The following is a 14,140-nucleotide window of genomic DNA, read 5'->3' as shown; positions in this document are numbered from 1 at the left end:
CGCGGGCCAGGCAGTTGTTGATGCGCTTGACCACCTGCGGCACCGAGTTGGCCGGGTACAGGCTCTGGTCGGGGTACATCTCGCCGGCGATGTTGGCGTCCGCCGCGACCTGCCAGCCCGACAGATAAATCGCCTGCAGTCCGGCCTTGACCTGCTGCATGGCCTGGTTGCCGGTCAATGCGCCGAGCGCGTTGACGAAGGGCAGCTCGTGCAGCTGGCGCCACAGACGCTCGGCCCCGCGACGCGCCAGCGAGTGCTCGATGTGCACGGTTCCGCGCAGGCGCACCACATCGGCGGCGCTGTAGTTGCGGGTGATGCCCTTCCAGCGCGGGTTGGTGTCCCAGTCGCGCTGGATCTGTTCGGCGGTCGGCAGCTGATGGCTCATGAGGTATTCCTTGGAATAGTCCGGGGCGGGGTCGAATTGGAACTGCTGTGGATGGCTGCGACGGGTGCGACGGGCGCGCGCGTCTAGCCGTGATCAAGCCGCCCGTAGGCCGGCAGGGTGATGAAATCGGCCAGGGTGTCGGCGCGGGTCAGCTCGGCCAGAATCTGCGCGGCCTCGTTGATCCGCCCCTGGCCCGGCAGGCCGGCACGCGGCAGGCGCTGGGCGACGCTGCCGATGGCGCGGTCGAACAGGGCGAAGTCGATGTGATCGCCGTCGTCGAAGCGCTGGTCATCGGTATGCAGCCATTGCCACAGCTGGGCGCGGCTGATCTCGGCGGTGGCGGCGTCTTCCATCAGGTTGTGGATCGGCACGCAGCCTTGTCCGTCCAGCCAGGCCGCCAGGTAGCGCACGCAGACGTCGATGTTGGCGTAGAAGCCTTCGCGGGTGATGGTGCCGATGCTGGGATGGATCAGCAGATCGCGATCGACGCGCACATCGTCGCGACGCACATGCAGCTGGTTCGGCGTTGGCATGTGTTTGTCGAAGATCTCGCGCGCCACCGGGATCAGGCCCGGATGCGCGACCCAGGTGCCGTCGTGGCCGGCGGTGACTTCGCGCAGCTTGTCGGCACGAACGCGGCCGATCGCTTCTTCGTTGGCGACCGGGTCGCCGGAGATCGGAATCTGCGCCGCCATGCCGCCCATCGCATGCGCACCGCGGCGATGGCAGGTCTGGATCAGCAGTTCGGAATAGGCCTTCAGGAACGGCACAGTCATCGTTACCTGGCTGCGGTCCGGCAGCACGCGATCGGGGTGACGGCGGAAGGTTTTGATGTAGCTGAAGATGTAGTCCCAGCGCCCGCAGTTCAGGCCGACCACGCGGCAGCGCAGCGCGTGCAGGATCTCGTGCATCTCGAACACGGCCGGCAGGGTTTCGATCAGCACGGTCGCCTTCATGCTGCCGATCGGCAGGCTGAGGTGGTGCTCGACGAAGGCCATGGCCTCGTCCCACAGCGCGGCTTCCTCGAAGGCCTGCAGCTTGGGCAGATAGAAGTAGGGGCCGCGGTCCTTCGCCTGCAGCGCGGCGGCGTTGTGGAACGCGAACAGGGCCATGTCGAACAGGCCGCCGGCCATCGGCGCGCCATCAACTTCAAAACTCGCCTCGGACAGATGCCAGCCGCGCGGCCTCACGATCAGGGTCGCCAGGCCTTCGGGTTTGAGCGCGTAGTGCTTGCCCTCGGGCGAGGTGTACTCGATGGTGCCGGCGACCGCATCCATCAGATTGATCTGGCCGTCGAACATGTTGCCGCGGGTCGGGCTGCTGCTGTCCTCGAAGTCGGCCATGAACACCTTCGCCCCCGAGTTCAGCGCGTTGATGATCATCTTGCGTTCGACCGGCCCGGTGATCTCGACCCGACGATCCTTGAGCGCATCCGGAATCGTCGCCACGGTCCATTCGCTCTCGCGGATCTCGCGGGTTTCGGGGCGGAAATCGGGCAGCGCGCCGGCGTCGATCCGCGCCTGATAGACACTGCGCGCCGACAGCAGCTTCTGCCGGGTGGACTCGAAGCGACGATGCAGCGCCTGCAGCAGAGCCACCGCATCCGGCGTAAGCACCCGGCCCACGCGCGGGTCGACGCTGGGGCTGGCGTGCTGGATCTGCTGGGCGGCGGTGCTGGCGGCCATGGGTGGATTCCAAGTCTCAAGGGATTCGGACCTTATGCCGCAGCGCAGCGTTTGCCTAAACAAATGTTTCAATGGATTGGATTAACTTTGCAAATACACAGATTTCATAATGCTAGGACTTTTACAAAAACAATGACTTACCGAGCTTCCTTGCGCACGCTCCGCGACTTGCGCCGCGCAACCTGATCATGGGCTACAGCGACGCACGCAAGCGCTGGGCGGATTTCGGGAGCGTTCGATGCCGGCTATCGAAGACCACGACGACCTGATGGGACATGCCTTGGCGCAGGGAGTCGTCGACGCTGAGGGCTAGCTGCTGCTGGAGCGCGCGCACAACGTGCGCAGCGCAGACACGCGCAGGGCCCTGCTGCGCGGGGTCGAGCGGCTGTGGGATTGAGCGGGGATTCGGGAATCGGGATTCAGAGCCGGCGGTGATTCTGCCCGCGACATCTGCCGTGCGTCAGCGGACGGCACCCACCTCGAAGCCATCGGCGAACAGCGCCGTGCGCGTTGGTGCCCGCCACACCCGCCGCAGCAGGGACGTCGAGGATGCGGCCAGCCCGCTGCGGTACTGCGCGGTGACCCGCAGCCACTGGCCGGCGAGTGGTGCAGTCGACTCGAAGCACCAGCGCGCGCCCACGCGTTCGGCATCACCCAGCAGGCTCCACTGGCTGCCGTTGTCCGAGCGCTCGAAGCGCGCGGCAAACGGCCGTGGTGCGGCACCTTCCGCCGCCCAGCAGAGCCGGGTGTCCGCCTGCTCCAGAAACCAGCTGTAGCGTGCGGGCTCGCGCAGGGCCAGTCGCACCATTCCGCCGCGCGAGCTGCCGCTGATTTCGACCGCCAGGCCGCTGATCAGCAGATGCGCGCGGTCGTCCAGCGCCAGCGCGTACACCAGCGATACCCCGTCCGGGTCGACGCCGGGCGTGGCGAACTCAGGGTCGCGGCTGCCGTCGCCCAACAGACGCGCGATTCCGGCCTGCACATGCCCCTGCACATTGCGAAAGTCGCCGCCGATGATGACCCGGCCATCGGCCTGCTGCACGGCCGTGCGCACTGCGCCGTCGAGACCGGCATCGACACGGAATGCCGGATCGAACTGCCCGTCGGGCAGCAGCCGGACCAGGTGTCGCCGTGGCTCCCCGCCGATGGCGCTGAAGTCGCCGCCGAGCAGCAGACGGCCGTCGTCCATCTCCAGAATCAGATCGATCGTGCCGTCCACACCGCCGGGCACATCGAAGCCCTGGGCAAGCTGACCGTCGGAAGTCAGCATGGCGAGGCCGCGACGGGGCTGGTCGTTGTACTGATCGAACAGGCCCGCCACCAGCACGCGACCATCGCTCAGGACGCGAGCGGCCGTCATGCGCAGGGCGTTGCCGCCCGCGGGCGCGAAGCTCGGGTCCACGCTGCCGTTGGCGAACAGCCGCGCCAGCGAGGGACGGGGCACACCGTTGATGGAAGTGAACAGTCCGTGGACCAGCCAGCGCCCCTGCGCGTCGCGACTCAGCCCCAGCACCTCGGGCGCCGAACTGACTGCGACGGCGGCGAAGGGTGGCAGCACGGTCGCGTTCGAATCGATGCGTGCGAAACCCTCGCGCACCTGTGCGCCGACGCGGTTGAACTCACCGGCCAGCAGCGCGCTGCCGTCGTAGTCCAGCCACTGCGCGAAGGCCTGGGCGAACGCACCCGTCCGCGTCAGGCCGCTGCTCACGCCGAAGGTCCGATCCAGCACGCCGTCTCGCGACCAGCGCGCCAGGCTGTCGCGCATCTCGCCATTCACCCGATTGAAGCCACCCGCCAGCACCACACGCTTGTGCGCGTCCAGCGCCAGCGCATTGGCGATGCCATGGACGAAGGCGCCGTTGAGCAGTGGGCGCTCGCGCAGGCCCTCCTCGTCGAAGCGCACCAGGCCCCGCTGCAGGACGCCGCCCACGGTGCTGAAATCGCCGCCGACGAGCAGACCGCCATCGGCCTGTCGAACGAGAGCGCGGGCGCCGCGCGTGTCGAGCGCATCGGGCTCGAAGCTGCCGTCGAGGCTGCCATCGGCCAGCAAGCGCGCGAAACCGCCCATGGTCGAGCCGGCCACGCGGTCGAAGTCGCCTGCCAGCAGCAGCCGGTCGACTTCGTCGATCGCCAGCGCATGCACGCCGCTGCCGCCTTGCACTTGCGGATCGATCTCGGCATCGAGGCGGCCGTCTTCGCTGAGCCGCACCAGGCCGCGTAGGGCGCCCTGCGGCTCGGTGCTGAACTGGCCGCCGACCCAGAGCCGCTCGGCGCGATCCAGCCGCAGGGCGCGGACCGCCCCACTCAGCGCGGGCGGCAGCGGCAGCGGCAGCGGCACGGCACGGCCCGCGCTGTCCAACAGGGTGAGCCGCGCCGCCCCCTGCGCGTCGAAGCTGCTGAACTCACCGCCGACCCAGACGCGACCGTCCGCGCGCTGCGCCAGCGCCCGCACCCGCCCGTCTGCACCCGCACCCACGGCGTAGGCGAGGTCCAGCCGGCCGTCGGTGCCCAGCCTTGCCAGTCGCCCGCGGTCGACGCCACCGACCCGCGTAAAGGCACCGCCCAGAATCACGCTGCCGTCGGCCTGCACCAGCAGCGCATTGACGCTGCCGTTGGGCGCCGCCGTCACGCCGACGCCGGGCTGCAGCGCGCCCTGCGGGCTCAAGCGCGCGATCTGCGCGCGCGGCTGGCCATCGACCGCGGTGAACTCGCCGCCGATCCAGACGCTGCCATCAGCCGCCACCGCCACCGCGAGCACGCGACCGTTCGCGCCCTTGCCTGGATCGAAGCCGAGGTCCGCCTCGCCGTTGGCGTGCAGACGCGCGATGCCGCGCCGCTGGGCACCGCCGATGCGCCCGAAGTCGCCCCCCACCAGAGCGCGCCCGCTGGCGTCCCGCGCCAGCGCCAGCACCTCACCGTCGGGATCGGGCGCATAGAACTCGGGCAGGGCCTGGCTGGGCGGCGCGACGCTCAGCAGCAGCCAGAACAACAGGGCGCAGGGCAGCGACCGCCTGTGCGCAGACACACCAGAACGCGAACGCAGGAAGAGATACATGGGACCACCACGGGGCAGCAAGGGATGCACTGAGAAGGCGGGAAACCGCGCCCTGCCCCTTAAGGCAACCCCGATCACGTCCATCCTGGCCTTGATCAATGGCCGCGCCCTCCATGGCGCGCGCCAGTGCTGGATTCTTCAGCCTTGCCTCAAGCCACCCCGATCACCTGCATCCGGACCTGATCCGCGCTGGCGCCATCAGCGCCTCGGCCCCGCACCTCGCCGGCTTACTCGCCCAGAGCTCGGCCCAGGTCTTCCATCTCCCTGCGCATCAGCACAGCGGGCGCCCAGACCGGCCGCAGAACGCGCGCCGCCTCGATGAAGCGCTGCCGCGCGGCCTCGCGCTGACCGGCAGCGAGCAGCGCCCGCGACCACCACAGATCAAGCTTGGCCACATCGGGATGCTGCTCGCCCATATCGCCGGCCAGAAACGCCCGCGCATCAGCGAAGTGCTGGACCGCGACCTCAGGCTGCGCCTCCAGCAGGGCGAGGCGGCCCTGCAACCGCAGCACCAGCATGCGGTCGAAGCGCTCGGCGACGAAGCCGCTGTCGGCAATCGCCTTGAGCTGAGCCCGGGCTTCATCGGCCCGGCCACGCTCCACGGCGAGCACGCCCAGGTACACCCGGCTGATCACGGTCTCGAAGTGCGTCGGGCCGAGCAGGTCGAGACGCGTGCGCAGCGAGGCATCCAGCAGCGCCTGCGCCTCGTCGTGGGCGCCGAGCCGCGACAGCAGATCGCCGAGATTGCCCTGCATCCGCGCCATCGGCACGCTGCGCTCCGGCTGGGTGCGCAGGCGCAGGCGCATGGACTCGCGGAAGTACGGCAGCGCCGCGGGTGGATCACCGCGGTCCACCGCCAGCGTGCCCAGGTTGTTCAGCGCCATCGCATGCTGCGGGCTGTCCGCGCCGTAGACCGCGATGGCGGCTTCGGCCTGGGCGCGGTAGGCGGTCTCCGCTTCGGCATAGCGGCCGAGATCGTGCAGGGCGGCCCCCAGATCGGCCTGCGCCGTGACCGCACCGGCGCTGCGCTGCTCGTCAGCGGAGAGGCCTTGAAGCAGGCTGCGGTAGAGGGCCACGGCCTCCTCGCCGCGCCCCTGGTCGCGCAGCGCACGGGCGATGCCCGCATCGAGGCTGCGCAGCGCCGGCGAACCCTCGCCGAGCCGCGCCGCCACGCGCTCGCGCGCCGCGCGCAGCACGCGCTCGCTGTCGGCATACCGGGCCAGCAGCCAGTACACCTCGCCCTGCTGCTCCAGCACGCGCTGCAGCGGATCGACCTCAGCCACCGGCAGACGCTGCGCGACGGGCTCGGCCGCGCTCAGGCGCGCCAGCGCCTCGTCGAGTTGTCCCGCGGCTTCGAAGGCCGCCGCCTCGGCCACCAGCACGGCCAGCCGCAGCGTGTCGCCGCCCGGCGCCGTCGCCTCCAGCTGCGACCCGGCATGCGCCCGCGCGCGCGCTGCCGAGGCCAGCGCCGCGTCGATCTCACGCGCCTGTGCCTGCAGCAGCGCCTGCTCAGCGGCACTGTAGGCCGCCGCCGGGCCCGCGGCGGACTCAAGATGCAGACGCTCCGCCGCCGCCCAGGCCTGCAGCGCAGGCTGGGGCAGACCCAGATTGCGATGAATGGCGCCGAGCGTGTCGTACAGGCGGGCGCGCACCTGCGGGTCCAGTGAGGCTTGCGCGTCGATGGCCTGCAGGCCCTCCGCCAGCACGCTGCGCAGATCGCGTTCGGCAGCGCGCGGCGCGAAGGGATCGGCGCCGCGAAACAGCCCCACCAGCAGATCGGCGGTGCGCTCGGCGGTGCGCGCCTCGCGCTCGGCGCGCGCTTCGGCGGCCAGCGCGCGGTCACGCTCGCGGACCAGCCCAAGCGTGAACGCGATCGCCACGCCCACCGCCATCAGCGCGGCGACCACGCCCAAGCGATGCCGGCGCAGAAAGCGCCCACTGCGATAGCGCCAGCCGCCCGCGCGCGCCAGCACGGGCTCGCCCGCGAGCAGTCGGCGCAGGTCCTCGCCCAGTGCTGCCGCACTGGCATAGCGCGCGGCCGCTTCCTCGCGGGTCGCGCGCTCGATGATCGAGACGAGATCACGTCGCCATGCGCGGGGTGGCTCGGGCATCAGCTCGCGCAGGATCACGCCCAGGCTGTAGACATCGCTCGTCACGCCCACCGTCTCGCCGCGCGCCTGCTCGGGGCTGGCGTAGCCCGGCGTCAGCAGACGCAGGCCCTGGGTCTGCGCGTCCTCGCCCTTGCCCATCCACGCGCCGATACCGAAGTCGAGCAGGCGCGCGCGACCCTGTTGATCCACCCGCACGTTGGCGGGTTTCAGATCGCGATGCAGCACCAGCTGCCCGTGCGCATAGGCCACGGCATCGACCACCTGCAGCCACAGCGCGAGCCGCTGTTGCGGCGAGACCTCGGCACGCGCGCACCAGGCATTCAGCGGCATGCCGTCGACAAACTCCATCGCCAGCCAGGGCTGGCCTTCGTCGGTGTGGCCGCCGTCGAGCAGACGCGCAATGCCCGGGTGTTCGAGCCGGGCCAGCAGCCGGCGCTCGCGCTCGAAGCGCTGCCGCAGCTCCGCTCCGGGAAATCCGCGCAGCAGCTTGATCGCCACCTGCTGCGCATACAGCCCGTCGCTGCGCTCGGCGCGATACACCACGCCCATGCCGCCGCGGCCGACCTCCTCGATCAAGCGCCAGGGGCCAAGACTGCGGCCGCCGAGATCGGGCGCGGCGTCCAGCGTGCGCGCCAGCCGCTGCGGCGATTCCAAAGCACGGCTGTCGCCGGCATCGGCGGCCAGCAAGGACAGCACTTCGGCGCGGATCTCGGCGTCCTCGCAGGTCGCGATCAAGGCGTCGCGTTCCGCCGGATCGGCCAGCGCAGTCGCCGCATGAAACAGCGCCCCGGCGCGCTGCCAGCGCTGCGGGCTCAGCACGCCGATGAGCTCATCACGTCAGCGCCCGCTTCAGGAACGCGCGCGCCATTCGCAGGTCGCGCTCCACCGTGCCCAGCGAGACATCCAGCAGCTCGGCGATTTCGGGCTGGCTCAGCCCGCCGAACACGTGCAGCTGCAGCGCCTGCGCCTTGCGTGCGTCCTGCGCCTGCAGCGCGCTCAAGGCCGCATCGAGGCTGAGCAGGTCGGCGGCGTCGGGCAGATCGGCTGCCAGCTCGACGTCCAAGGTCACCCGCACGCCGTCGCGCTTGGCCGCCAGCCGCGCGCGGGCATGGTCGACCAGGATGCGCCGCATCATCAGCGCGGCGATCGCCAGCAGATGCGCGCGATCGCGAAACGGCCCCGCGCATTCGCGCAGACGCAGCCAGGCCTCATGAGCCAGATCGGTCGGACGCAGGGTGTGCTCGCGTCGCTCGCCGCGCAGGCTGCGCGCGGCCAGCTGGCGCAGCCCGGCATAGACCTCGCGCAGCAGCGCCTCCTGCTGAAGCGCGTGAGCCGCATCCGGCTGCGCCTGCGCGGCGGGCGCGGACGACGCGCCCCAGCGCGCCAGCAGCGCCTCCAGATCGGTATCGATCTCGAATTGATCGAGCTCCGTCTCCATTCCTCTGCCGCCCCTGCACTGTCAGCCGACCCGTCAGAGCTTAGCAATGCTGATGTTTTCTGCTGTGTCGAGGGCGCGAGCGGGCCGGAGCTGTCATCGGCTGGCGGCTGCGGGATGCGGGATGCGAGGTGTGCCCGCACGGCGCAAGCCTCATGCGTGCGATGCGCGAACTGGCGCGAGCGACGGCGGCGAAGCAGCAGATCAGCCTGCCAGGCCGAGCGACCGCGCGAACGCCGCGAGCGTGCGCTCAACCGCCACATCGTCGATATCCAGATGCGTCGCCAGACGAATGCGCGGGCCACCGATCGAGGCCAGAATGCCAGCGTCGGCAAAGGCCGCACGCAGCGCATCAAGCCGCGCCTCCGGCACGTGCACGAACAGCAGATTGGTCGGCGTCGCCTCGACCTTGAGGCCCCGCGCCTCAAGCCCGCGCGCCAGATCCGTGGCACGGCGATGATCGTCGGCCAAACGCTCGACATGATGATCCAGCGCATAGCTGCAGCCCGCCGCAAGAATGCCCGCCTGTCGCCAGCCACCGCCCAGCACCTTGCGCCAGCGCCGCGCCTTCTCGACCAGGACCGCGTTACCCAGCAGAACAGAACCGACCGGTGCCCCCAGGCCCTTCGACAGACACACCGACACGCTGTCGAAATGCCGGGTGATCTCAGCCGCCGGCACGCCCTGCGCCACGGCCGCGTTGAACAGGCGCGCACCGTCCAGATGCAGTCCCAGCCCACGCGCATCGCACAGCGCGCGCGCCTCGGCCAGGTAGTCCAGCGGCAGCGGCCGGCCGTGCCAGGTGTTCTCCAGGCACAGGATCTTGGTGCGCGCAAAATGCGGGTCGATCGGCTTGATCGCCGCGCGCACCGCGTCGAGCGGAATCGAACCGTCGCCCGCCTGCGGCAACGGCTGCGGCTGGATCGAGCCCAGCACCGCCGCCCCACCGCCCTCGTACTTGTAGGTGTGCGCATCCATGCCGACGATGTACTCGTCACCGCGCTCGCAGTGCGCCATCAGCGCCAACAGATTCGACTGCGTACCCGACGGAACAAACAGCCCCGCCGCGAAGCCCAGCATGTCCGCGAGCTTGAGCTGCAGCGCATTGACGGTCGGATCATCGCCATACACGTCATCGCCCACCTCGGCTGCAAGCATCGCGGCGCGCATCGCGGCGGTGGGGCGGGTGACGGTGTCGGAGCGGAGGTCGATGGGGGGCATGGGCTGCGGTGGCGGCGAAGGGATTGACGAAGCCTCCATGCTCCGCGCCGGCGGGTCCAGTGTCATTGGGTGGGCCATCGAAAGTTCGCACTCACCAGGAACAAGGACCGAGAGTCGAAAGGTTGCCCGCTCACCCGGCAACTCAAGGCGCGGAGGCTGGCCATGTCACGCCTTGGCACCGGATCCACGCGCAACGCGGGAAACCAGCGCGCGACAGCGTCCCGGCGCCTGGGCTTTGCAGATGCGCTGGCAGCGGATTGCAGATAATCCTCGGTGAAGCACGCGCGCAGGCCGCTGATTCATCGAGTATTGATCTGCCGACTTTGCAGATGCAAAGGAATCCAGCTTGCAGAACCTGCGAATGGAATTCGCCGGTTGGCGCCCTTGGCAAAGCCACCCGAAACTGCTCGCGTTTGAATCGAACTCGAGGCGCCTCAGGCTTGCACAGACAGGGTCGAGCCGAAGAAGGGCCGAAAGTCGCCTTTCTGCGAGGCTTGCAAACGCTCTCACGGGAGAAGTGCCCTGAACTCTGAGCCCGCCGGCCTTGGGTCCCTGCCCGAAAGCCGTTTGCTACCCCAAGGCACTCTGTCCCCTCGATCGCTCAAGTCCGCATTCGTCTCGTCCCCCGAGACTGCACCGCCTAGAATGCCAAGGGTCAACAGAGGGCGAGCCAGTGCTGAAGCTTGAGAACATCACCAGGGGTCAAAGGCTCATGGGAGTCGACCCCGGCGGGCCCGTGGAGGTGTTGGTCTGTGAACCGGTGGGTGCAGATGCTGTGACGCTCGTCTATCGACGTGCCGCTGGCACGATTGGCGAACGGATGGTGCTGCGGAGCGAAGAGCCTGAGATTGCCGAGGCCACGCTGACCCGACCGTGGTCCTTCCTTGCCGGCGGTGAGGCGTTCCAGCTCGGCGCCGAAGCGCTGCGCATCCGGTTCGCTCACCTGTTCGACCCGATGATGGCCGTGCACACCTCAGATGTGGAACCGTTGCCGCACCAGATTTCGGCGGTCTACGAGTCCATGCTGCCGCGCCAGCCCCTGCGCTACGTGCTCGCTGACGATCCAGGCGCGGGCAAAACCATCATGGCGGGGTTGCTGATTCGCGAGCTGATCATGCGCTCCGACGCTCAGCGCATTCTGGTAGTCACGCCGGGCTCGCTGTGTGGACAGTGGCAAGACGAACTACGCGACAAGTTTGGCCTTGAGTTCACCCTGTTCGGCCGCGAGCATCAGGAGCTCTCGTCCTCGGGCAATGCGTTCGCACAGCACGACCAGTTGATAGCACGCCTCGATCAGCTCTCCCGCAGCGAAGAGCTTCAAGAAAAGCTCAAGGCCACTCACTGGGACCTGATCATCGTCGACGAGGCGCACAAGCTCTCGGCGAGCTTCACCGGCAACGAGGTCAAGAAGACTCAGCGCTTTCAGCTCGGCGAACTGCTCGGCTCGATCTGTCGACACTTCCTCTTGATGACCGCGACGCCCCACAACGGCAAGGAAGAGGACTTTCAGCTGTTTCTGTCCCTGCTTGACGGGGACCGCTTCTACGGGAAGTTCCGCGACGGCGCGCGCCGTGAAGATGTCTCCGATCTCATGCGCCGCTTGGTCAAGGAGGAGCTGCTCAAGTTTGATGGCACGCGCCTGTTCCCGGAGCGTCGCGCGTACACCGCCAACTTCGATCTATCGAATGCGGAAGCTCTGCTCTACGCCAACGTCACCGAGTACGTCCGAACGGAGATGAATCGCGCAGAGAAGCTAGACGGCAAGACCAAGAACACCGTCGGCTTCGCGCTCACCCAGCTGCAACGCCGCTTGGCGTCCAGCCCAGCCGCGATCTACCAGTCCCTGCACCGGCGTCGCAAACGGCGAGAGGAAAAGCTCGAAGAGGCCAAGCTGGCGGAACGCGGCAACTGGATTGCTCAGACGCAGCCGGCCTATCGGATGGTCGCGATTGATATCCCCGACAACCTGGACGACGCCGAAGACGCCCTGACCGCAGAAGACTTCGAGACCGTCGCGGATCAGATCGTCGAGCAATCCTCGGCGGCGACCACCATCGTCGAGATGGAAGCGGAACTCGCGAGCCTGCGTGCGCTTGAGGCCGAAGCCAAGCGCCTGCACGACAGCGGTGAGGATCAGAAATGGCGCGAGCTATCGCAGATCCTTCAAGTTGATCCCTTGATGCGCGACGCCCACGGTCATCAGCGCAAGCTCATCATTTTCACCGAGCACCGCGACACACTGAACTATCTGAGCGACAAGATCGCCGGGGTACTGGGCCGACCGAGTGCGATCGTGCAGATCCACGGCGGCACCAAGCGCGACGAGCGCAGGCGCATACAAGAAGAGTTTCGCCAGAACAAAGACGTACAGGTTCTAGTGGCAACGGACGCCGCGGGCGAAGGCGTGAACCTGCAGAACGCCCACCTGATGGTCAACTACGACCTGCCCTGGAACCCCAACCGCCTCGAACAGCGCTTCGGACGCATCCACCGAATCGGCCAGCGCGAGGTCTGCCACCTGTGGAATCTGGTGGCGAAAGAAACCCGGGAGGGGGCAGTCTTCCAGCGCCTGTTCGAGAAGATCGAGATCGAGCGCAAAGCGCTGGGCGGACGTGTGTTCGATGTCCTCGGCGAGGCCTTCTCCAACACCTCGCTCAAAGACCTGTTGATGCGTGCGATTCGCTACGGCGAACGCGAGGACGTGCGGCAGCAGCTGTTCGAGGTCATCGACAACAGCCTGGATGCAAACCACCTCAAAGAGATCTTTCGCCGCAACGCGCTGGTCGAGGACCACATGGGCCTCGACACCCTGCATGCCATCAAGGAAGAGATGGATCGAGCGGAAGCTCGGAAGCTGCAGCCTCACTTCATCCGCGCGTTCTTTCTCAAGGCTTTCGAGCAGCTCGGCGGCGAGGCACGCGCTCGCGAAGCCGAACGCTATGAACTGCCGCACGTGCCCGCGCAGATCCGCGAGCGCGACCGCCAGATCGGCGCAACCCGCCAACCGGTGCTGCGCAGCTACGAACGTATCTGCTTCGAGAAGTCGCAGATGCGAGTCACTGCCCGCCCGCTTGCCGACCTAGTCCACCCTGCGCACCCACTCATGGGTGCCGTGATCGACCTGACCCTGGAAGCGCGCGAGTCGGCCTTGAAACAGGGCTGCGTTCTGATTGACCCGACCGACACCAGCTGCGAGCCACACCTGCTGCTGATCGTCGACCACGCCATTCGAGAGGGCAGCGCCGAGAGCGAGCGCATCATCTCGCGCCAGCTGCAGTTTCTCCGCGTGGCGCCCGACGGCAGCACTGGCTTCGCGGGTTGGGCCCCGCATCTGGATCTGCGCGCCGCCACCGATGCCGAAGCGCAACAGGTAGAGACCCTGCTGGCCGAAGCGTGGCTAAGCCAAGGCCTAGAGCGGCGCGCCCTCGACTGGGCCGGCGGCGAGTTGGTCCCGCAACACTTGAACGAAGTGCGCGAGCGCCGTCTTCGCCATGTCGACAAGGTTCGCAAGGCCGTGCATGAGCGGCTTACCAAGGAAATCAACCACCTCTCCCATCGCGCCATCACCCTGCAGGAGGACGTGCGCGCGGGCAAACAGCCGCGCATGCAGCCCGAGTTGCTGCGGCGTCGCGCGGAGGAACTGACCGCTCGGCTCGCAGCACGCGACAAGGCGCTGGAGGCTCAGAGCCATATCGTGTCGGTCACGCCGCGCGTGGTCGGCGGCGCCCTGGTGGTGCCGTCAGGTTGGTTTAAGCACGCCGAAAACCCCAGCACACTCCCGATGTTCACGGCTGACGCCGCGGCGCGCGCGCGCATCGAACGCATCGCGATGCAAGCCGTGATGGCGGCGGAGCGCGCCATGGGCCACGAGCCGCGCGACGACTCCGCCTTGAAGTGCGGCTACGACATCACCTCGCGCCAGCCGGCTCGAAGCGACCTGTTGCCCGACGACCGGCTGATCGAGGTCAAAGGCCGCGCCAAAGGGGCCACCACGATCACCCTGACCAAGAACGAGATCATCGCTGCGCTCAACAAGCCGACCCAGTACTGGCTGGCGATCGTGCTGGTGAACGAGGACGATTCCACCGAAGGGCCCTACTACCTGCAGGGCCCGGTGAGCCAGGCGCCAGACTGGGCAGAAGTGAGCAAGAACTTGGATATCTCCGACCTCCTGGAGCGCGCGCAGCTTCCCGAAGGCGTGCGGCATGCTTGAGCCTGCGACGCCCCATACACAGATGAGAGATGTTC

The 14,140-nt window shown here is 68.2% G+C and carries 6 protein-coding genes and 1 pseudogene; 1 reads left to right on the top strand and 6 read right to left on the bottom strand.

Annotated features, from left to right (window positions below):
• From ACIQ7H_RS10315 to ltaE, 6 genes and pseudogenes are all read right to left on the bottom strand, one after another.
• Nucleotides 1-385, bottom strand: a pseudogene (locus ACIQ7H_RS10315) (isocitrate lyase); the annotation flags it as partial.
• Nucleotides 386-468: 83 nt separating this feature from the next.
• Nucleotides 469-2,070 carry a malate synthase A gene (gene aceB, locus ACIQ7H_RS10310; protein ID WP_395791075.1) on the bottom strand — a complete coding sequence of 534 codons (1,602 nt, stop codon included), beginning with the start codon at nt 2,068-2,070 and terminating at the stop codon, nt 469-471.
• A gap of 460 nt (nt 2,071-2,530) precedes the next feature.
• A complete protein-coding gene (locus ACIQ7H_RS10305) occupies nt 2,531-5,125 on the bottom strand; it encodes a hypothetical protein (protein WP_395791073.1) in 2,595 nt (864 codons plus the stop codon).
• Between the two features lie 227 nt (nt 5,126-5,352).
• Entirely contained in the window at nt 5,353-8,055 is a 2,703-nt protein-coding gene (locus ACIQ7H_RS10300; RefSeq protein WP_395791071.1) for a tetratricopeptide repeat protein, read from the bottom strand.
• Nucleotides 8,056-8,068: 13 nt separating this feature from the next.
• On the bottom strand, nt 8,069-8,674 hold the full coding sequence (locus ACIQ7H_RS10295; protein WP_395791069.1) for an ECF-type sigma factor: 606 nt from the start codon (nt 8,672-8,674) through the stop codon (nt 8,069-8,071).
• Nucleotides 8,675-8,875: 201 nt separating this feature from the next.
• Nucleotides 8,876-9,892 (bottom strand): low-specificity L-threonine aldolase, encoded by a 1,017-nt coding sequence (gene ltaE, locus ACIQ7H_RS10290; RefSeq protein WP_395791067.1) that lies wholly within the window; start codon nt 9,890-9,892, stop codon nt 8,876-8,878.
• 712 nt (nt 9,893-10,604) lie between these two features.
• Here ltaE and ACIQ7H_RS10285 point away from each other — a divergent pair.
• Nucleotides 10,605-14,105, top strand: a complete 3,501-nt coding sequence (locus ACIQ7H_RS10285) for a helicase-related protein (RefSeq protein ID WP_395791065.1) — start codon at nt 10,605-10,607, stop codon at nt 14,103-14,105.
• The last annotated feature ends 35 nt before the right edge of the window (nt 14,106-14,140 follow it).

The organism is Aquimonas sp., assembly GCF_044377145.1.
Lineage (GTDB): Bacteria > Pseudomonadota > Gammaproteobacteria > Xanthomonadales > Xanthomonadaceae > Aquimonas.
This window is presented reverse-complemented; position numbering and strand designations above follow the sequence as displayed.